This is a genomic window from Streptomyces sp. Je 1-4 4N24 (genome assembly GCF_026239515.1).
GTDB classification, from domain to species: Bacteria; Actinomycetota; Actinomycetes; order Streptomycetales; family Streptomycetaceae; genus Streptomyces; species Streptomyces nigrescens.
The window spans coordinates 7,477,069-7,496,347 of record NZ_CP110836.1; the positions used below are offsets into that span (position 1 = coordinate 7,477,069).

Consider the following 19,279-nt stretch of genomic DNA (forward strand, 5'->3'; position numbering starts at 1 on the left):
ACCCGGCGGCGGCCGGGGGAGCACGGGCGGCCACCGGGCCGCGGACGACGGCGACGGCCGCACCCGCGCACCGCGCGGGCGCAGAGGCGAGCGGAAGGGGCACAGCATGAGCGGCAAGACCCGGCGGGTGCTCGTCCTCAACGGGCCCAACCTCGGCCGGCTGGGCTCCCGTGAGCCCGATGTCTACGGCGCCACCTCCTACACCGGACTGGTCGAGGAGTGCACCAGGCTCGGCAAGGAGCTGGGGTTCGAGGCCGAGGTCCGGGAGACCAACGACGAGGGCGAGATGATCCGCTGGCTGCACGAGGCCGCCGACGGATCGATTCCGGTCATCATCAACCCCGGTGCCTTCACGCACTATTCGTACGGCATGCGGGACGCGGCCGCCCAGCGCACCGCCCCGCTGATCGAGGTGCACATCTCCAACCCGTACGCCCGCGAGGAGTTCCGCCACAATTCGGTCATCGCGGCCATCGCCAGCGGTACGGTCGCCGGCTTCGGCATCGGCTCGTACCGTCTCGCACTCCGCGCGCTGGCCGAGGAACTGGACGGCTGACGCACCCTCGGGCACACCACGGCGCCCCCGGCCGTTCCCGCAGCGAGCGCCGGGGGCAGGAGGCCCTCCGGCCGCGTCCGGGAGGGTACCGTTCGCAGCGGTAGCACCCACGCCGACGGCCGTGGGGCACAACGGCCCCTCCGGGCCGGTGGGTTACCGCACGACGCACCGGGCAGACCGCCCGGCGCCTGGGGGCGCCACCGGCGTGAGCCGGGGGAGCACCGCACCACGTCGACCGCACGAGACGGAGAGCCACCGGATGCAGTACGCAGTGGGGGCTCCGCTGCCGCCGCCCCGCGGGCAGGCATCAGGACCCGGGGCCGCCATGCACTGGACGCCCAACCCGGCAGGGCACACCCCGCCCACCTCGCCGCCGGCCCCTTCGGCCCCGCCGCCGGCTCCCGCCGCCCCGCCGCCCGCGCAGCAGCCCGCCCCCGGCCAGGGCTGGCACGGGCCCGCACCCCAGCAGGCCCCGCCCACCCCGCACAGCACGGACCTCACCGGCCATGTGCCGCTGCCCCCGGGTGCCCCGGTGCCGCTGCCCAGCCCGCCCACCGATGCCGCACCGGACGCCGCGCACACCGCCGTCGCGGTGCTGCTCATCGGCCCGGCCGGGGCCGGCAAGACCAGCGTGGCGCGCCACTGGGCCGACACCCGGCGGGTGCCGACCGCGCACATCAGCCTCGACGACGTCCGCGAATGGGTCCGCGCCGGCTTCGCCGACCCGCAGTCCGGCTGGAACGACCACTCCGAGGCGCAGTACCGCCTCGCCCGCCGTACCTGCGGCTTCGCGGCCCGTAACTTCCTCGCCAACGGCATCTCCTGCATCCTCGACGACGCTGTCTTCCCCGACCGGCCGGTCGTCGGCCTCGGCGGCTGGAAGCGCCATGTGGGCCCCGGCCTGCTGCCGATCGTGCTGCTGCCCGGCCTGGAGATCGTCCTGGAGCGCAACGCCCGGCGCAGCGGCAACCGCCGGCTCTCCGACGAAGAGGTGGCCAGGATCCACGGGCGGATGGCCGGCTGGTACGGCTCCGGCCTGCCGATCATCGACAACTCCCAGCACGACGTCGCCACGACGGTGCGGGTGCTGGACGACGTCGTCGCCCGCAGCATCGCCAGCCCGCCCAACTGGTAGCCGGGACGGCCACCGCTCCCCCGGGCGGCCCCGCTCGACCGGCCGCCTCGGAGGAGTCGCCGTACGCTCGTGATATGTCCGAGTTGTACGCGGCCCGACGCACGCGTCTGCGCGACCGCGTAGCCGGGGCCGGAAGTGCCGCCGCACTGATCTCGCGCCCCGCGAACGTCCGCTACCTCACCGGCTGTGCGCCGCCCGGCGCCGCGCTGCTGCTGGGACCGGCCGACGATGTGCTGCTGTGCGGCAACCCGCTCAGCGGTGATCCCTCCGAGGGGCGCCCGGCCGAGGACGTCCGGGTCTCGGTGCTGCCGACACGTGGCGGCGACCCGGTCGTGGCCGGCGCCGACCTGGCCGCCAAGGCCGGCGCGGACATCCTGGCCGTCGAGGAACACCACCTCACCGTCACCCGGCACCGGGCGCTCTCGCAGGTTGCGCCCCGGCTGCGGCTGAGCGATATGGCCTGCGCGGTCGAGGCGCAGCGGCTGGTGAAGGACGACGACGAGATCGCCTGTCTGCGGATCGCCGCCGAGATCGCCGACCAGGCCCTGGGGGAGCTCCTGGAATCGATCCTGGTCGGCCGCACCGAGCGGCATCTCGCGCTCGAACTGGAGCGGCGGCTGGTCGACCACGGTGCGGACGGTCCGGCCTTTCCGACCTCCGTCGCGACCGGCCCGAACGCCGGCCGCCCCGGGCATCTGCCCACCGACCGGCGGGTCGAGGAGGGCGACTTCCTCAGCGTCGGGCTGGGCGCCAATTACCGCGGCTACCGCAGCGAGATCGGCCGGACCTTCGTCATCGGCACCACGCCCTCGGACTGGCAGATCGAGCTGTACGATCTCGTTTTTGCAGCCCAGCGAGCCGGGCGCGAGGCGCTGGCGCCGGGTGTGGAGTGCCGCGAGGTGGACCGGGTGACCCGCCATGTACTGGATGCCGCGGGGTACGGCGAGCGGCTCGGACCGTGGACCGGGCACGGTGTGGGACTCGAAATCGATGAGGACCCTCAGTTGTCCCCTGCCGCCATGGGTAAACTGGACGCTTGCGTGCCGGTCACCGTCGAGCCGGGGGTTCACATCCCGGGCCGTGGGGGTGTCCGGATCGACGACACACTCGTCGTCCGCCCCGAGGCGGACGGCGGGCCCGAGCTACTCACGATCACGACCAAGGAGCTGCTCGCACTCTGAGCCGTAGGGTTTCGGCGTGCGCTTCTCCGGGGTCCCACACCTGCAGTCCAGGAGATTCCGCAACCGTGGCATCCACGAACGACCTCAAGAACGGCATGGTGCTCAAGCTCGAAGGCGGCCAGCTCTGGTCCGTCGTCGAGTTCCAGCACGTCAAGCCCGGCAAGGGCCCCGCCTTTGTCCGCACGAAGCTCAAGAACGTGCTGTCCGGCAAGGTGGTGGACAAGACCTTCAACGCCGGTGTGAAGGTCGAGACGGCCACCGTCGACAAGCGCGGAATGCAGTTCTCGTACATGGACGGCGACTACTTCGTCTTCATGGACATGGACACCTACGACCAGCTGCACGTCGACCGCAAGTCCGTCGGTGACGCCGCGAACTACCTCATCGAGGGCTTCGAGGCGGTCGTGGCACAGCACGAGGGCGAGGTGCTCTACGTCGAGCTCCCGGCCGCGGTCGAGCTGACCATCAAGCACACCGAGCCCGGTGTGCAGGGCGACCGCTCCACCGGCGGCTCCAAGCCCGCCGAGCTGGAGACCGGCTACTCCATCCAGGTGCCGCTCTTCATCACCACCGGTGAGAAGATCAAGGTCGACACCCGCACGGGCGACTACCTCGGCCGGGTGAACAGCTAACCGTGGCTGCCCGTACCAAGGCCCGTAAGCGCGCCTTCCAGATTCTCTTCGAGGCCGACCAGCGCGGTGCCGATGTGCAGTCCGTGCTCGCGGACTGGATGCGGCACGCCCGGACCGATCCCCGGCAGCCGCCGGTGAACGAGTACACCCTGCAGCTGGTCGAGGGATACGCGGACCATGTCACCCGCATCGACGAGCTGATCTCCACCTACGCGGTCGACTGGGACCTGGACCGGATGCCGGCGGCCGACCGCAGCATCGTGCGGCTCGGCGCCTACGAACTGCTCTGGGTGGACGACACGCCGGACGCGGTGGCGATCGACGAAGCGGTGCAGCTCGCCAAGGAGTTCTCCACGGACGACTCCCCGGCCTTCGTCAACGGCCTCCTCGGCCGGTTCAAGGAGCTGAAGCCGAGCCTGCGGCGCGAGGCGTAGCAGGCGGTCGGCAGAGCGTGTGAACGGGCCCGGAGCGAGGGGCAGTGCTCCGGGCCCTTCGCATGCCCGCAGAACGCCGTCAGAGGCTCTCGTGGGGGTACCGGCGAGAGCCTCTGCGGCCCGGGACGGGCCCCGGAATGCAGCACCGCCGCTCCGGAAGCCCGGAGCGGCGGTACGTTTCTGCAGGTACGAGGGGGGTCAGAGTTCCTCGTGTGACACGGCGCGGCGTGCATCGGCGTCGAGCACGCCCCAGCTGATCAGCTGCTCGGTCAGCACCGAGGGCGACTGGTCGTAGATGACCGCAAGGGTGCGCAGGTCGTCCTGGCGGATCGAGAGCACCTTGCCGTTGTAGTCACCGCGCTGGCTCTGGATGGTGGCGGCGTAGCGCTGCAGCGGGCCGGCCTTCTCCTGCGGGACATGGGCGAGGCGCTCCAGGTCGAGCACCAGCTTCGGCGGCGGCTCGGCCGCTCCGCCCGGTGTCGTGCCCGGCAGCAGCTCCTGCACCGGGACGCCGTAGAAGTCCGCCAGCTCGGCGAGGCGCTGCACGGTGACGGCGCGGTCGCCGCGCTCGTACGAACCGACCACCACGGCCTTCCAGCGGCCCTGGGACTTCTCCTCGACGCCGTGGAGAGAAAGGCCCTGCTGGGTGCGGATGGCGCGGAGCTTGGCCCCGAGCTGTTTGGCGTATTCGCTGGACATAAAACTCCCCAGACGGCTGTATCGACATGCGGCTCCGCCGCGGGCTGGTAACTCACTGTGAGGTTACGCAGCGTAATCTGACTTCGTCAAGCGGAACGGGGCAGACCCTCACCCGTCAGGGGTGCGGACGGCTCCTGGAGGGCCTCCTGGTAGCCTGGGGCGCGTAATTCCGACGTCCTTTAAGGTCCGTCCCGTGAGGCGGAGAAGGAGGTCCGTTTCATATGGACGCAAGCAGTTCCGACACGACGGCTCAGCTCCCCGCGCGCCCGGTGCTCGAAGGCCCGGACATCGCGCGGATGCTCACCCGTATCGCCCACGAGATCGTCGAGCGCGCCAAGGGCGCGGACGATGTGGTGCTCCTGGGGATTCCCACCCGCGGCGTCTTCCTCGCCCGGCGACTGGCCGCCAAGCTCGAAGAGATCACCGGCCGCACGGTCCCGGTCGGCTCGCTCGACATCACGATGTACCGCGACGACCTGCGCCTGGGCCCCGCCCGCACGCTCGCCCGCACGGACATCCCCGCCGACGGCATCGAGGGCCGGGTCGTCCTCCTCGTCGACGACGTCCTCTTCTCCGGGCGCACGATCCGCGCCGCGCTGGACGCGCTGGGCGACATCGGCCGGCCGCGCGCCGTGCAGCTGGCGGTCCTCGTCGACCGGGGTCACCGCGAACTGCCGATCCGCGCCGACTACGTGGGCAAGAACCTCCCCACGTCGCTGCGGGAGACGGTCAAGGTCCAGCTCACCGAGGAGGACGGCCGGGACGCCGTGCTGCTCGGCGTGAAGCACACCGCCCCGGCCGGCGAGCGATAGCGCACCGCGCAGCGACCCGGTGACCCCGGGCCCGCAGGCATGCCCGCTCAACGGACATTCCCGTACACCTCCTTCACTCACGGAGAAAACCGGATGAAGCGTCACCTCATCTCGGCCGCCGACCTCACGCGCGACGACGCCGTCCTGATCCTCGACACCGCCGAGGAGATGGCCCGGGTCGCCGACCGGCCGATCAAGAAGCTCCCCACCCTGCGCGGACGCACCGTCGTCAACCTCTTCTTCGAGGACTCGACCCGCACCCGCATCTCGTTCGAGGCCGCCGCCAAGCGGCTCTCCGCCGACGTCATCAACTTCTCCGCCAAGGGGTCCTCGGTCTCCAAGGGCGAGTCGCTCAAGGACACCGCCCTCACCCTGGAGGCGATGGGCGCGGACGCCGTCGTCATCCGGCACCACGACTCCGGCGCCCCGCACCGCCTGGCGACCTCCGGCTGGATCGGCGGCTCCGTGGTGAACGCCGGTGACGGTACCCACGAGCACCCCACCCAGGCGCTGCTGGACGCCTTCACGATGCGCCGCCGCCTCGTCGGCGCCGACGCGGGCCTGGGCCAGGACCTCGCCGGCCGCCGCATCACCATCGTCGGCGACATCCTGCACAGCCGGGTCGCCCGCTCCAACGTCCATCTGCTGCACACCCTGGGTGCCGAGGTCACCCTGGTCGCGCCGCCGACGCTGGTGCCGATCGGGGTCGAGCAGTGGCCCTGCGAGGTGTCGTACGACCTGGACGCCGTGGTCGCCAAGTCCGACGCGGTGATGATGCTGCGGGTCCAGCGCGAGCGGATGAACGCGGCGTTCTTCCCGACCGAGCGGGAGTACGCGCGGCGCTACGGCCTGGACGGCGACCGGATGTCCCGGATGCCGGAGCACGCGATCGTGATGCACCCCGGCCCGATGAACCGCGGTATGGAGATCACCGCCGAGGTCGCCGACTCGCCGCGCTGCACGGCCGTCGAGCAGGTCACCAACGGCGTCAGCATCCGGATGGCCGTCCTGTACCTGCTGCTGGGCGGCAACGAGCCCGCCCTCACCGCCGGCAACGGCACCAGCACTCGCACCGAGGAGAGCAAGTAACCATGAGCAAGATCCTTATTCGCGGCGCGAAGGTCCTCGGTGGCGAGCCGCAGGACGTGCTGATCGACGGGGAGAGCATCGCCGAGGTCGGGACCGGGCTGAGCGCCGAGGGCGCCCAGGTCATCGAGGCCGACGGCAAGATCCTGCTGCCGGGCCTGGTCGACCTGCACACCCATCTGCGCGAGCCGGGCCGCGAGGACTCCGAGACCGTGCTGACCGGCACCAAGGCGGCCGCGGTCGGCGGCTTCACCGCCGTGCACGCCATGGCCAACACCTTCCCCGTCGCGGACACCGCGGGCGTCGTCGAGCAGGTCTGGCGGCTGGGCAAGGAGTCCGGCTACTGCGACGTCCAGCCCGTCGGTGCGGTCACCGTCGGCCTGGAGGGCAAGAAGCTCGCCGAGCTCGGCGCGATGCACGACTCGGCGGCCGGGGTGCGGGTCTTCTCCGACGACGGCAAGTGCGTGGACGACGCCGTGATCATGCGGCGAGCCCTGGAGTACGTGAAGGCCTTCGACGGTGTCGTCGCCCAGCACGCCCAGGAGCCCCGGCTCACCGAGGGTGCCCAGATGAACGAGGGCATCGTCTCCGCCGAGCTGGGCCTCGGCGGCTGGCCCGCGGTCGCCGAGGAGTCGATCATCGCCCGGGATGTGCTGCTCGCCGCGCACGTCGGCTCCCGGGTGCACATCTGCCACCTGTCGACGGCGGGCTCGGTCGAGATCGTCCGCTGGGCCAAGTCCAAGGGCTGGAACGTCACCGCCGAGGTCACCCCGCACCACCTGCTGCTCACCGACGAGCTCGTGCGCAGCTACAACCCCGTCTACAAGGTGAACCCGCCGCTGCGCACCGAGGCCGACGTCCTGGCGCTGCGCGAGGCGCTGGCCGACGGCACCATCGACTGCGTCGCCACCGACCACGCCCCGCACCCGCACGAGGACAAGGACTGCGAGTGGGGCGCGGCGGCCATGGGCATGGTCGGCCTGGAGACCGCGCTCTCCGTCGTCCAGCACACGATGGTCGACAGCGGCCTGCTGGACTGGGCCGGCGTCGCCGACCGGATGTCCTTCCGCCCGGCGCACATCGGCCGCCTGGAGGGCCACGGCCGTCCCGTCTCGGCTGGTGAGCCCGCCAACCTCACACTGCTCGATTCCGCTTACCGTGGAGAGGTGGACCCCGCGGGCTTCGCCTCCCGCAGCCGCAACACCCCCTACGAGGGTCGTGAGCTGCCGGGACGCGTCACCCACACCTTTCTGCGGGGCCGGGCAACGGTCGTCGACGGGAAGCTGGCGTGACTCCTCCACTGATCCACTTGGCCGAAGCGCAGAAGTCGGCGCCGGTCACCGACTGGGCCGCACGGATCGGCTGGGTCGTCGGTCTGCTGGTCTTCGTCGTCTTCGTCTACTGGCTGATGCGCCAGGGCTGGAAGTGGCGCGGCACGCTCCAGGGCGACCTTCCCGAGCTGCCCGCCACCCCGGACGGCCTCGGCGAGCCCCGGCTGCGGCTCAGCGGCCGCTATCACGGGTCCACCACTGCCGGGCAGTGGCTCGACCGGATCGTGGCGCGCGGCCTGGGCACCCGTAGCCGCGCCGAGCTGACCCTGACCGACCAGGGCCTGGACGTCGTACGGCCGGGCGCCGAGGACTTCTTCGTGCCGGCCGCCGCACTGCGCGGCGCCCGCCTCGACAAGGGCATCGCCGGCAAGGTCCTGCCCGAGGGCGGCCTGCTGATCGTCACCTGGCGGCACGGGGACAAGGAGATCGACTCCGGTTTCCGCTCCGACCGGGCGGGCGAGCACCCGGCCTGGGTCGCGGCCATCGACCGGCTGAGCACCGCGCAGCAGGGCACCACCGAGCACAGCACCACCGAGCACCACACCAGCACGACCGAGCACACCGAAACGGAAGGCGCACGATGACGACCTCCACCAGGGGGACTGCCAAGATCCCCGCCGTACTCGTCCTGGAGGACGGCCGCACCTTCCGCGGCCGTGCCTACGGGGCCGTGGGGGAGACCTTCGGCGAAGCGGTGTTCTCCACCGGCATGACCGGCTATCAGGAGACGCTGACCGACCCCTCGTACCACCGCCAGGTCGTCGTCATGACCGCCCCGCACATCGGCAACACCGGTGTGAACGACGAGGACCCCGAGTCCGGGAGGATCTGGGTCTCCGGCTACGTCGTCCGCGACCCCGCCCGGCTCCCGTCCAACTGGCGCTCGGTGCGCTCGCTGGACGACGAGCTGGTCGCCCAGGGCGTCGTCGGCATCAGCGGCGTCGACACCCGCGCGCTGACCCGGCACCTGCGGGAGAGCGGTGCCATGCGGGTCGGCATCTTCTCCGGCGACGCACTGCCCGACGAGGGCACGATGCTGGCCAAGGTGCGCCAGGCCCCCGAGATGCAGGGCGCCGACCTGTCCACGCAGGTCGCCACCGAGGAGTCCTACGTCGTCCCGGCGATCGGTACCAGGAAGTTCACCGTCGCCGCGATCGACCTGGGCATCAAGGGCATGACCCCGCACCGGATGGCCGAGCGCGGCATCGAGGTGCACGTGCTGCCCGCCACCGCCACCGTCGAGGACGTCTACGCGGTGAACCCGGACGGCGTGTTCTTCTCCAACGGCCCCGGCGACCCGGCCACCGCCGACCACCCGGTCTCCGTCATGCGCGGGGTGCTGGAGCGGAAGACACCGCTGTTCGGCATCTGCTTCGGCAACCAGATCCTGGGCCGCGCGCTGGGCTTCGGCACCTTCAAGCTCAAGTACGGGCACCGCGGCATCAACCAGCCGGTGCAGGACCGTACGACCGGCAAGGTCGAGGTCACCGCGCACAACCACGGTTTCGCCGTCGACGCCCCGCTCGACAAGGTCTCCGAGACCCCCTTCGGCCGCGCCGAGGTCTCCCACGTCTGCCTCAATGACAACGTGGTGGAGGGTCTGCACCTCCTCGACCAGCCGGCCTTCAGCGTCCAGTACCACCCCGAAGCCGCAGCGGGTCCGCACGACGCCGCGTACCTCTTCGACCGCTTCGTATCCCTGATGGAGGGCCAGCGTGCCTAAGCGCACCGATATCCAGTCCGTCCTGGTCATCGGCTCCGGCCCGATCGTCATCGGCCAGGCCGCCGAGTTCGACTACTCCGGCACCCAGGCCTGCCGGGTCCTCAAGTCCGAGGGCCTGCGCGTCATCCTGGTGAACTCCAACCCGGCGACGATCATGACCGACCCGGAGATCGCCGACGCCACGTACGTCGAGCCGATCACCCCGGACTTCGTCGAGAAGATCATCGCGAAGGAGCGCCCGGACGCGCTCCTGCCGACCCTGGGCGGCCAGACCGCCCTCAACACCGCCATCTCCCTCCACGAGGCCGGCACCCTCGACAAGTACAACGTCGAGCTGATCGGCGCGAACGTCGAGGCGATCAACAAGGGCGAGGACCGCGACCTCTTCAAGGAGGTCGTCGAGGCCGTCAACCGCAAGATCGGCCACGGCGAGTCCGCCCGCTCGGTCATCTGCCACTCCATGGACGACGTCCTGGCGGGCGTCGACGAGCTCGGCGGCTACCCCGTCGTCGTCCGCCCCTCCTTCACCATGGGCGGCGCCGGCTCCGGCTTCGCCCACGACGAGGAGGAGCTGCGCCGGATCGCCGGCCAGGGCCTGACGCTCTCGCCGACCACCGAGGTGCTCCTGGAGGAGTCCATCCTCGGCTGGAAGGAGTACGAACTGGAGCTGATGCGCGACAAGAACGACAACGTCGTGGTCGTCTGCTCCATCGAGAACTTCGACCCGATGGGTGTGCACACCGGCGACTCGATCACCGTCGCGCCGGCGATGACGCTCACCGACCGGGAGTACCAGACCCTGCGGGACATCGGCATCGCGGTCATCCGCGAGGTCGGCGTGGACACCGGCGGCTGCAACATCCAGTTCGCGGTCAACCCCGAGGACGGCCGGGTCATCGTCATCGAGATGAACCCGCGGGTCTCCCGTTCGTCGGCCCTGGCCTCCAAGGCCACCGGCTTCCCGATCGCGAAGATCGCCGCCCGGCTCGCCGTCGGATACACCCTCGACGAGATCCCCAACGACATCACCGAGAAGACCCCGGCCTCCTTCGAGCCGACTCTCGACTATGTCGTCGTCAAGGTGCCGCGCTTCGCCTTCGAGAAGTTCCCGGCCGCCGACGCCACGCTCACCACGACCATGAAGTCGGTCGGCGAGGCCATGGCCATCGGCCGTAACTTCCCCGAGGCGCTCAACAAGGCCCTGCGCTCCCTGGAGAAGAAGGGCAGCCAGTTCGACTTCGTCACCGAGCCGGGCGACAAGGCCGCGCTGCTGGAGAAGGCCAAGGTCCCGACCGACGGCCGGATCAACACCGTCATGGCGGCGATCCGGGCCGGCGCCGGCCCGCAGGAGGTCTTCGACGCCACGAAGATCGACCCGTGGTTCGTCGACCAGCTCTTCCTCGTCAAGGAGATCGCCGACGAGATCGCCGCGGCCGAGAAGCTCGACCCGGAGATCCTTGCGGACGCAAAGCGCTACGGCTTCTCCGACGCCCAGATCGCCGCGATCCGCGGGCTGCGCGAGGACGTCGTCCGCGAGGTCCGGCACGCCCTCGGTGTCCGCCCGGTCTACAAGACGGTCGACACCTGCGCCGCCGAATTCGCCGCGAAGACGCCGTACTTCTACTCCTCCTACGACGAGGAGACCGAGGTCGCGTCCCGCGAGAAGCCGGCCGTGATCATCCTCGGCTCCGGCCCCAACCGCATCGGCCAGGGCATCGAGTTCGACTACTCCTGCGTCCACGCCTCGTTCGCGCTCAGCGACGCCGGCTACGAGACCGTGATGGTCAACTGCAACCCGGAGACCGTCTCGACGGACTACGACACCTCCGACCGCCTGTACTTCGAGCCGCTGACGCTGGAAGACGTCCTGGAGATCGTGCACGCCGAGACCCAGGCCGGTCCGGTCGCCGGTGTCGTCGTCCAGCTCGGCGGGCAGACCCCGCTGGGCCTGGCGCAGGCGCTCAAGGACAACGGTGTGCCGATCGTCGGCACCTCGCCCGAGGCGATCGACCTCGCCGAGGAGCGCGGCGCCTTCGGCCGGGTGCTGACCGAGGCCGGACTGCCGGCCCCCAAGTACGGCACCGCCTTCTCCTTCGCCGAGGCCAAGCGGATCGCCACCGAGATCGGTTACCCGGTCATGGTCCGCCCGTCCTACGTGCTCGGCGGCCGCGGTATGGAGATCGTCTACGACGAGCCTTCGCTGGGGGAGTACCTCACCCGGCACGCCGGCCTGATCGACCGGCACCCGGTCCTCATCGACCGGTTCCTCGACGACGCCATAGAGATCGACGTCGACGCGCTCTATGACGGCCATGAGCTCTACCTCGGCGGCGTCATGGAGCACATCGAGGAGGCCGGTATCCACTCCGGCGACTCCGCCTGTGCGCTGCCCCCGATCACCCTCGGCGGCTTCGACATCAAGCGGCTGCGGGCCTCGACGGAGGCCATCGCCAAGGGCGTCGGCGTCCGCGGACTGATCAACATCCAGTTCGCGATGGCCGGGGACATCCTCTACGTCCTGGAGGCCAACCCCCGTGCCTCCCGCACGGTGCCCTTCACCTCGAAGGCCACCGCCGTGCCGCTGGCCAAGGCCGCCGCCCGGATCTCGCTGGGCGCCACCATCGCCGAGCTGCGCGCCGAGGGCATGCTGCCCAAGGCCGGCGACGGCGGCACCCTGCCGCTGGACGCGCCGATCTCCGTCAAGGAGGCCGTGATGCCCTGGTCGCGGTTCCGCGACATCCACGGCCGCGGTGTGGACACCGTCCTGGGCCCGGAGATGCGCTCCACCGGCGAGGTCATGGGCATCGACTCGGTCTTCGGCACCGCCTACGCCAAGTCCCAGTCCGGTGCCTACGGGGCGCTGCCCACCAAGGGCCGCGCGTTCGTCTCCGTCGCCAACCGCGACAAGCGCTCGATGATCTTCCCGGCCCGTGAGCTGGTCGCCCACGGCTTCGAGCTGCTCGCCACCTCCGGCACCGCCGAGGTGCTGCGCCGCAACGGCATCAACACCACCGTGGTGCGCAAGCAGTCCGAGGGCGAGGGGCCGGACGGCGAGAAGACCATCGTCCAGCTGATCCACGACGGCCAGGTCGACCTGATCGTCAACACCCCCTACGGCACCGGCGGCCGGCTGGACGGCTACGACATCCGTACCGCCGCCGTCGCCCGCGGCGTCCCGTGCCTGACCACGGTCCAGGCGCTGGCCGCCGCCGTCCAGGGCATCGAGGCCATGTCCCGCGGAGACGTGGGTGTGCGTTCCCTCCAGGAACACGCCGAACATCTCACCGCGGCCCGCGAGGAGTAGCGGCCAGGAGGGGGACACCGAAACGGTGTCCCCCTCTTCATGAGCCCCCAGTACCTCCTCAGCGCGGAAGGCACCACCGACGATGTACCGCCTCTTCTTCCAACTGATCTTCAAGCGTATGGACCCCGAGAAGGCCCACCACCTGGCCTTCCGCTGGATCCAGCTGGCCGTGCGCCTCCCCGTGCTGCGCACCTTCCTCGCGGCCGCCCTCGCGCCCCGCTACAAGGAGCTGCGCACCGAGGCCCTGGGCCGCCGGATGCACGGCCCCTTCGGCCTGGCCGCCGGCTTCGACAAGAACGCCGTCGCCGTCGACGGGATGACCATGCTCGGCTTTGACCATGTCGAGATCGGCACGGTCACCGCCCAGCCGCAGCCCGGCAACCCCAAGAAGCGCCTGTTCCGGCTGGTACCGGACCGCGCGCTGATCAACCGGATGGGGTTCAACAACGAGGGCTCCGCGTCCGTGGCGGCCCGCCTGGCTGCCCGGAACCCGGTGTTCCCGGCCACCGTCGGCGTCAACATCGGCAAGACCAAGGTCGTCCCGGAGGCCGAGGCGACCGCCGACTACGTCACCTCCACCGAACGGCTCGCCCGGCACGCCGACTACCTGGTCGTCAACGTCTCCTCCCCGAACACCCCCGGGCTGCGCAGCCTCCAGGCCGTCGAGCATCTGCGCCCGCTGCTGACCGCGGTCCGCGAGGCCGCCGACCGTACGGTCACCGACCGCCGGGTCCCGCTGCTGGTCAAGATCGCCCCGGACCTCGCCGACGCGGACGTGGACGCGGTCGCCGACCTCGCCGTCGAGCTCGGCCTGGACGGGATCATCGCCACCAACACCACCATCGCCCGCGACGGGCTCGGTCTGACCTCTGACCCGAAGCTGATCGCCGAGACCGGCGGACTGTCCGGCGCGCCCGTCAAGGAGCGGTCGCTGGAGGTCCTGCGCCGCCTCTACGCCCGCGTCGGAGACAAGATCACCCTCATCGGGGTCGGCGGCATCGAGAACGCCGAGGACGCCTGGCAGCGCATCCTCGCCGGCGCCACCCTCGTCCAGGGCTACAGCGCCTTCATCTACCAGGGCCCGTTCTGGTGCCGTGCGATCCACAAGGGGCTGGCCGCCCGTCTGCGCAACAGCCCCTACGCCACCCTCGCCGACGCCGTCGGTGCCGAGCACAAGAAGGTGACCGCATGACCCTGCCCTTCGGTACGCGCCTTCGGCAGGCCATGGACGAGCGCGGCCCGCTCTGCGTCGGGATCGACCCGCATGCCTCGCTGCTGGCCGACTGGGGCCTGAACGACGATGTCGCGGGCCTGGCGCGGTTCACACGCACGGTCGTGGAGGCCCTCGGCGAGACCGTCGCCGTCTTCAAGCCGCAGTCCGCGTTCTTCGAGCGCTTCGGCTCGCGCGGCCTGGCCATCCTGGAGACCGCCGTCGTCGAGGCGCGCGAGCGCGGTGCCCTGGTCCTGATGGACGCCAAGCGCGGCGACATCGGTTCCACCATGGCCGCCTACGCCGAGACCTTCCTGCGCAAGGACTCCCCGCTGTTCTCGGACGCCCTGACGGTCTCCCCGTACCTCGGATACGGCTCGCTCCGACCGGCCGTCGACCTGGCCCGCGAGAGCGGCGCCGGACTCTTCGTCCTCGCCCTCACCTCCAACCCGGAGGGCGCGGAGGTCCAGCGGGCGGTGCGCGAGGACGGCAGCACCCTCGCGGCGACGATGCTCGGCCATCTTGCCGCCGAGAACGCCGGTGCCGAGCCGCTGGGCTCCTTCGGCGCCGTCGTCGGCGCCACGCTCGGCGATCTCTCCTCGTTCGATCTGGCGATCAACGGCCCGCTGCTCGCCCCCGGCATCGGCGCGCAGGGCGCCACCCCCGCCGACCTGCCGAAGGTTTTCGGGGACGCCGTACGCAATGTCGTCCCGAGCGTCAGCCGGGGGGTGCTGCGGCACGGTCCGGACGCCGCCGCACTGCGCGCCGCGGCGGACCGATTCGCCGACGAAGTGCGCACCGCGCTCGCCTGAAGGCCGTCAGACGGGGACTTTGGTCCCGAAATGTCCTGGTCAGCAGAGTCTGACCAGGACTTTTCGTCTGTTCTCGCTGACTCCGGCGCCCTCGGCCGCTAGTCTCCGTCGAGAGCACTGCACGTAAGCGCGTTGCTCGTTGCTCCGCAGGTGCGGGGTGACTAGGTTCCACACTGGTCCGTATCCGACAGTTCGACATCCGAGGTGACGTAGGCGTGGCTCTTCCGCCCCTTACCCCTGAACAGCGCGCAGCCGCGCTCGAGAAGGCCGCCGCGGCTCGCCGGGAGCGCGCCGAGGTCAAGAATCGGCTCAAGCACTCCGGTGCTTCCCTCCATGAGGTCATCAAGCAGGGCCAGGAGAACGACGTCATCGGCAAGATGAAGGTCTCCGCCCTCTTGGAGTCCCTGCCGGGCGTCGGCAAGGTCCGCGCCAAGCAGATCATGGAGCGGCTCGGCATCTCCGAAAGCCGCCGTGTCCGGGGTCTTGGCTCCAACCAGATCGCGTCGCTGGAGCGCGAGTTCGGCAGCACCGCTTCCTGAATTTTCCGGCATCACCGGGAAGCTGGAATAATCGCTGCATGAGTTCTGCAGTCTCCCGGGGGACGACCCCCGCGCCCCCGGCCAGACAACCGCGACTGACCGTGCTCTCCGGCCCCTCCGGGGTCGGCAAGAGCACGGTCGTCGCGCATATGCGCAAGGTGCACCCCGAGGTCTGGCTTTCGGTTTCGGCCACCACCCGTAAGCCGCGCCCCGGGGAGCAGCACGGCGTCCATTACTTCTTCGTCGAGGACGAGGAGTTCGACAAGCTCATCGCCAACGGTGAGCTGCTCGAATGGGCCGAGTTCGCGGGCAACCGCTACGGCACCCCCCGCAAGGCGGTGCTGGACCGGCTGGAGTCCGGGGAGCCGGTCCTGCTGGAGATCGATCTGCAGGGCGCCCGCCAGGTCCGCGCCTCCATGGCGGAGGCCGAGCTGGTCTTCCTGGCCCCGCCGAGCTGGGACGAGCTGGTCCGCCGGCTCACCGGACGGGGCACGGAGGCGCCGGAGGTCATCGAGCGCCGGCTGGCCGCCGCAAGGGTCGAGCTGGCAGCGGAGAAAGAGTTCGATATGACGCTTGTCAACACCTCCGTCGAGGACGTCAGCCGCGAGCTGCTAGCCTTGATGCTGAATCGATCCGGGGACCGGAACACCAGCGGCTGACCGCGCAGCTCCCCGGCCGACCAGGACTTCTGCGTTACACCCACGCTTCATCCCCCTTCGGAAGGTAGAGAGTGTCCTCTTCCATCACTGCACCCGAGGGCATCATCAACCCGCCCATTGATGAGCTTCTCGAGGCCACCGATTCGAAGTACAGCCTCGTGATCTACGCCGCCAAGCGCGCGCGCCAGATCAACGCGTACTACTCCCAGCTCGGCGAGGGCCTGCTGGAGTACGTCGGCCCCCTCGTGGACACGCACGTCCACGAGAAGCCCCTGTCGATCGCGCTCCGCGAGATCAACGCGGGCCTGCTGACCTCCGAGGCCATCGAGGGCCCCGCCCAGTAAGCAGCTGAAGAATTCACCAAGGGCCCGGCGGAGCGACCGCCGGGCCCTTGGTGTGTCATAGGGGCATACGGACGGACCTAGGTCGGGGAGCGGCGGAGCGATGGACAAGCGCGAGCGGGAGCGGCCCAGGGTCGTCCTGGGGGTCAGCGGTGGGATCGCCGCGTACAAGGCGTGCGAGCTGCTGCGGCGGCTGACCGAGTCCGGGCACGACGTACGGGTGGTGCCGACCGCTTCGGCGCTGCACTTCGTCGGGGAGGCCACCTGGTCGGCGCTGTCGGGCAACCCGGCCGGCACCGAGGTCTGGGAGTCCGTCCACGAGGTTCCGCACGTCCGCATCGGCCAGGCCGCCGATCTCGTCGTGGTCGCCCCCGCCACCGCCGACCTGCTGGCCAAGGCCGCCCACGGCCTCGCCGACGATCTGCTGACCAACACTCTGCTCACCGCGCGCTGTCCGGTGATCTTCGCGCCGGCGATGCACACCGAGATGTGGGAGAACCCCGCCACCCAGGAGAACGTCGCCACTCTGCGCCGCCGTGGCGCGCTGGTCATCGATCCCGCGGTCGGCCGGCTGACCGGCGTCGACACCGGCAAGGGCCGCTTCCCCGACCCGGTCGAGATCTTCGACTTCTGCCGCCGGGTGCTGGCCCGTGGCGCGCGGGCGGCGGAGCAGGATCTCGCCGGACGCCATGTCGTCATCAGCGCGGGCGGTACCCGCGAGCCGCTGGATCCCGTCCGCTACCTGGGCAACCGCTCCTCCGGCAAGCAGGGCTATGCGCTCGCCCGTACGGCGGTGGCCCGCGGCGCCCGGGTCACCCTGGTCGCAGGCAACACCGAGCTGCCCGATCCTGCAGGTGTGGACGTGATCCACATCGGAACGGCCCGTCAGCTCCGTGAGGCCGTGCTGAAGGCCGCCGCGGAGGCCGACGCGGTGGTCATGGCCGCCGCCGTCGCCGATTTCCGCCCCGCCGTCTACACGACCGGCAAGATCAAGAAGGTCGAGGGCCAGGAGCCGGAACCCGTCGCCCTGGTGCGAAATCCGGACATCCTCGCCGAGCTCTCCGCCGAGCGGGCCCACCCGGGCCAGCTCGTGGTGGGCTTCGCCGCGGAGACCGACGAGGTGCTCGCCAACGGCCGCGCCAAGCTCGCCCGCAAGGGCTGTGACCTGCTGGTCGTCAACGAGGTCGGCGAGCACAAGGCCTTCGGCTCGGCGGAGAACGAAGCAGTGATCCTCGCCACCGACGGAACCGAGACCCCGGTGCCGTACGGACCCAAGGAAACCCTGGCCGACACGGTCTGGGACCTGGTCGCACCCCGCCTGGCCGAGACTCGTCGCTGACGCACCGAACCGGCCCCGGAACCACTCCGTCGGCCCTACAAAATCGGGCATGTCCCCTTGACCCGGCACATCCTCAAGGTGATCGTCCTACCGTAAGGCGCGGTGTCCCAGGTCACGGGGGGTCCATAAATCGAGACCGTGTGCCCGAACGCCGCATCCGACCGATAAACTGGCGAGTGGATCGGGCCGAGCGCAGCTCTCGGCCCTTCCGCCAATGATCAGCCAGCAGCCGCTGCAACCCCAGGGAGCGATGTGTCCCGCCGCCTGTTCACCTCGGAGTCCGTCACCGAGGGCCACCCCGACAAGATCGCTGACCAGATCAGCGACACCATCCTCGACGCTCTCCTCAAGGAAGACCCGACATCCCGGGTCGCCGTGGAGACGTTGATCACCACCGGCCTGGTGCACGTGGCCGGCGAGGTGACGACGAAGGCGTACGCCGACATCCCCAACCTCGTCCGCAACAAGATCCTGGACATCGGTTACGACTCGTCCAAGAAGGGCTTCGACGGCGCTTCCTGTGGCGTCTCGGTGTCCATCGGCGCGCAGTCCCCGGACATCGCCCAGGGCGTCGACACCGCGTACGAGAACCGCGTCGAGGGCGATGACGACGAGCTGGACAAGCAGGGCGCCGGCGACCAGGGCCTGATGTTCGGTTACGCCTGCGACGAGACCCCGGAGCTGATGCCGCTCCCGATCAACCTCGCGCACCGTCTCTCCCGCCGTCTCTCCGAGGTCCGCAAGAACGGCACCATCCCCTACCTCCGCCCCGACGGCAAGACCCAGGTCACCATCGAGTACGACGGCCACAAGGCCGTCCGCCTCGACACCGTCGTGGTCTCCTCGCAGCACGCCAGCGACATCGACCTCGACTCGCTGCTCGCGCCCGACATCCGCGAGTTCGTCGTCGAGCACGTCCTCAACCAGCTCGTCGAGGACGGCATCAAGCTGGACACCGACGGCTACCGTCTGCTGGTCAACCCGACCGGGCGCTTCGAGATCGGCGGCCCCATGGGTGACGCCGGCCTGACCGGCCGCAAGATCATCATCGACACCTACGGCGGTATGGCCCGCCACGGTGGCGGAGCCTTCTCCGGCAAGGACCCGTCCAAGGTCGACCGCTCGGCCGCCTACGCGATGCGCTGGGTCGCCAAGAACGTCGTCGCCGCCGGCCTCGCGGCCCGCTGCGAGGTCCAGGTCGCCTACGCCATCGGCAAGGCCGAGCCGGTCGGTCTCTTCGTCGAGACCTTCGGCACCGCGACCGTCGACACCGACAAGATCGAGCAGGCCATCGGCGAGGTCTTCGACCTCCGTCCGGCGGCCATCATCCGCGACCTCGACCTGCTCCGTCCCATCTACGCGGAGACCGCCGCCTATGGCCACTTCGGCCGTGAGCTGGAGGACTTCACCTGGGAGCGCACGGACCGGGTGGAGGCGCTGAAGAAGGCCGCGGGGCTGTAAGTCCCGTATTGCCCGTGTGAAGTGC

Annotated in this window: 19 protein-coding genes; 18 read left to right on the forward strand and 1 reads right to left on the reverse strand. The window is 70.4% G+C overall.

Annotated elements, in window-relative coordinates; all coding sequences use genetic code 11:
- The first annotated feature begins 106 nt into the window (after positions 1-106).
- The 5 genes from aroQ to nusB all read left to right on the forward strand — a co-directional run bounded on the left by aroQ (position 107) and on the right by nusB (position 3,938).
- Positions 107-556: a type II 3-dehydroquinate dehydratase gene (gene aroQ, locus SLV14N_RS32730; protein ID WP_018087610.1), complete on the forward strand. Its 450-nt coding sequence runs from the start codon at positions 107-109 to the stop codon at positions 554-556.
- 259 nt (positions 557-815) lie between these two features.
- Positions 816-1,691, forward strand: a complete 876-nt coding sequence (locus SLV14N_RS32735) for a Pro-rich N-terminal domain-containing protein (RefSeq protein ID WP_208685954.1) — start codon at positions 816-818, stop codon at positions 1,689-1,691.
- A gap of 74 nt (positions 1,692-1,765) precedes the next feature.
- Positions 1,766-2,872, forward strand: a complete 1,107-nt coding sequence (locus SLV14N_RS32740) for an aminopeptidase P family protein (protein WP_208685957.1) — start codon at positions 1,766-1,768, stop codon at positions 2,870-2,872.
- Between the two features lie 65 nt (positions 2,873-2,937).
- Positions 2,938-3,504 (forward strand): elongation factor P, encoded by a 567-nt coding sequence (gene efp / locus SLV14N_RS32745; protein WP_127149914.1) that lies wholly within the window; start codon positions 2,938-2,940, stop codon positions 3,502-3,504.
- 2 nt (positions 3,505-3,506) lie between these two features.
- On the forward strand, positions 3,507-3,938 hold the full coding sequence (gene nusB / locus SLV14N_RS32750) for a transcription antitermination factor NusB (RefSeq protein ID WP_208685959.1): 432 nt from the start codon (positions 3,507-3,509) through the stop codon (positions 3,936-3,938).
- A gap of 198 nt (positions 3,939-4,136) precedes the next feature.
- On the opposite strand, the gene bldD is transcribed toward nusB, so the two are convergent.
- Positions 4,137-4,637: a transcriptional regulator BldD gene (gene bldD / locus SLV14N_RS32755; RefSeq protein WP_018087605.1), complete on the reverse strand. Its 501-nt coding sequence runs from the start codon at positions 4,635-4,637 to the stop codon at positions 4,137-4,139.
- Between the two features lie 221 nt (positions 4,638-4,858).
- Here bldD and pyrR point away from each other — a divergent pair, with 221 nt between their 5' ends.
- From pyrR to metK, 13 genes are all read left to right on the forward strand, one after another.
- Positions 4,859-5,449: a bifunctional pyr operon transcriptional regulator/uracil phosphoribosyltransferase PyrR gene (pyrR, locus tag SLV14N_RS32760; protein WP_018087604.1), complete on the forward strand. Its 591-nt coding sequence runs from the start codon at positions 4,859-4,861 to the stop codon at positions 5,447-5,449.
- Positions 5,450-5,542: 93 nt separating this feature from the next.
- On the forward strand, positions 5,543-6,538 hold the full coding sequence (locus tag SLV14N_RS32765; RefSeq protein WP_018087603.1) for an aspartate carbamoyltransferase catalytic subunit: 996 nt from the start codon (positions 5,543-5,545) through the stop codon (positions 6,536-6,538).
- 2 nt (positions 6,539-6,540) lie between these two features.
- Positions 6,541-7,827: a dihydroorotase gene (locus tag SLV14N_RS32770; protein ID WP_263272246.1), complete on the forward strand. Its 1,287-nt coding sequence runs from the start codon at positions 6,541-6,543 to the stop codon at positions 7,825-7,827.
- Positions 7,824-8,450 (forward strand): hypothetical protein, encoded by a 627-nt coding sequence (locus SLV14N_RS32775; protein WP_208685963.1) that lies wholly within the window; start codon positions 7,824-7,826, stop codon positions 8,448-8,450. The genes SLV14N_RS32770 and SLV14N_RS32775 overlap by 4 nt, the downstream gene beginning before the upstream one ends.
- Positions 8,447-9,589, forward strand: coding sequence for a glutamine-hydrolyzing carbamoyl-phosphate synthase small subunit (gene carA / locus SLV14N_RS32780; RefSeq protein ID WP_208685965.1), 1,143 nt, complete (start codon positions 8,447-8,449; stop codon positions 9,587-9,589). The genes SLV14N_RS32775 and carA overlap by 4 nt, the downstream gene beginning before the upstream one ends.
- On the forward strand, positions 9,582-12,893 hold the full coding sequence (carB, locus tag SLV14N_RS32785; RefSeq protein WP_208685967.1) for a carbamoyl-phosphate synthase large subunit: 3,312 nt from the start codon (positions 9,582-9,584) through the stop codon (positions 12,891-12,893). The genes carA and carB overlap by 8 nt, the downstream gene beginning before the upstream one ends.
- 82 nt (positions 12,894-12,975) lie before the next feature.
- A complete protein-coding gene (locus SLV14N_RS32790; protein WP_208685969.1) occupies positions 12,976-14,085 on the forward strand; it encodes a quinone-dependent dihydroorotate dehydrogenase in 1,110 nt (369 codons plus the stop codon).
- Positions 14,082-14,915, forward strand: a complete 834-nt coding sequence (gene pyrF, locus SLV14N_RS32795; protein WP_263272247.1) for an orotidine-5'-phosphate decarboxylase — start codon at positions 14,082-14,084, stop codon at positions 14,913-14,915. Before SLV14N_RS32790 ends, pyrF begins: the two co-directional genes overlap by 4 nt.
- A gap of 215 nt (positions 14,916-15,130) precedes the next feature.
- Positions 15,131-15,454: an integration host factor gene (locus tag SLV14N_RS32800; RefSeq protein WP_006607450.1), complete on the forward strand. Its 324-nt coding sequence runs from the start codon at positions 15,131-15,133 to the stop codon at positions 15,452-15,454.
- Between the two features lie 38 nt (positions 15,455-15,492).
- Complete coding sequence (gene gmk / locus SLV14N_RS32805) at positions 15,493-16,113, forward strand: guanylate kinase (RefSeq protein WP_208685973.1); 621 nt, start codon at positions 15,493-15,495, stop codon at positions 16,111-16,113.
- A 71-nt stretch (positions 16,114-16,184) separates the two neighbouring features.
- A complete protein-coding gene (gene rpoZ / locus SLV14N_RS32810) occupies positions 16,185-16,457 on the forward strand; it encodes a DNA-directed RNA polymerase subunit omega (protein WP_005319902.1) in 273 nt (90 codons plus the stop codon).
- Positions 16,458-16,557: 100 nt separating this feature from the next.
- Positions 16,558-17,793 (forward strand): bifunctional phosphopantothenoylcysteine decarboxylase/phosphopantothenate--cysteine ligase CoaBC, encoded by a 1,236-nt coding sequence (gene coaBC / locus SLV14N_RS32815; RefSeq protein ID WP_208685975.1) that lies wholly within the window; start codon positions 16,558-16,560, stop codon positions 17,791-17,793.
- A gap of 252 nt (positions 17,794-18,045) precedes the next feature.
- Positions 18,046-19,254 (forward strand): methionine adenosyltransferase, encoded by a 1,209-nt coding sequence (gene metK / locus SLV14N_RS32820; protein ID WP_093644722.1) that lies wholly within the window; start codon positions 18,046-18,048, stop codon positions 19,252-19,254.
- Positions 19,255-19,279 lie beyond the last annotated feature (25 nt).

Bases quoted from the DNA above. Each gene is read 5' to 3' on its own strand.
- carA (WP_208685965.1), top strand. From the start codon at position 8,447: ATGACGACCTCCACCAGGGGGACTGCCAAGATCCCCGCCGTACTCGTC.
- SLV14N_RS32740 (WP_208685957.1), top strand. From the start codon at position 1,766: ATGTCCGAGTTGTACGCGGCCCGACGCACGCGTCTGCGCGACCGCGTA.
- SLV14N_RS32790 (WP_208685969.1), top strand. From the start codon at position 12,976: ATGTACCGCCTCTTCTTCCAACTGATCTTCAAGCGTATGGACCCCGAG.
- SLV14N_RS32765 (WP_018087603.1), top strand. From the start codon at position 5,543: ATGAAGCGTCACCTCATCTCGGCCGCCGACCTCACGCGCGACGACGCC.
- SLV14N_RS32770 (WP_263272246.1), top strand. From the start codon at position 6,541: ATGAGCAAGATCCTTATTCGCGGCGCGAAGGTCCTCGGTGGCGAGCCG.
- bldD (WP_018087605.1), bottom strand. From the start codon at position 4,637: ATGTCCAGCGAATACGCCAAACAGCTCGGGGCCAAGCTCCGCGCCATC.
- pyrF (WP_263272247.1), top strand. From the start codon at position 14,082: ATGACCCTGCCCTTCGGTACGCGCCTTCGGCAGGCCATGGACGAGCGC.
- SLV14N_RS32735 (WP_208685954.1), top strand. From the start codon at position 816: ATGCAGTACGCAGTGGGGGCTCCGCTGCCGCCGCCCCGCGGGCAGGCA.
- aroQ (WP_018087610.1), top strand. From the start codon at position 107: ATGAGCGGCAAGACCCGGCGGGTGCTCGTCCTCAACGGGCCCAACCTC.
- coaBC (WP_208685975.1), top strand. From the start codon at position 16,558: ATGGACAAGCGCGAGCGGGAGCGGCCCAGGGTCGTCCTGGGGGTCAGC.
- pyrR (WP_018087604.1), top strand. From the start codon at position 4,859: ATGGACGCAAGCAGTTCCGACACGACGGCTCAGCTCCCCGCGCGCCCG.
- gmk (WP_208685973.1), top strand. From the start codon at position 15,493: ATGAGTTCTGCAGTCTCCCGGGGGACGACCCCCGCGCCCCCGGCCAGA.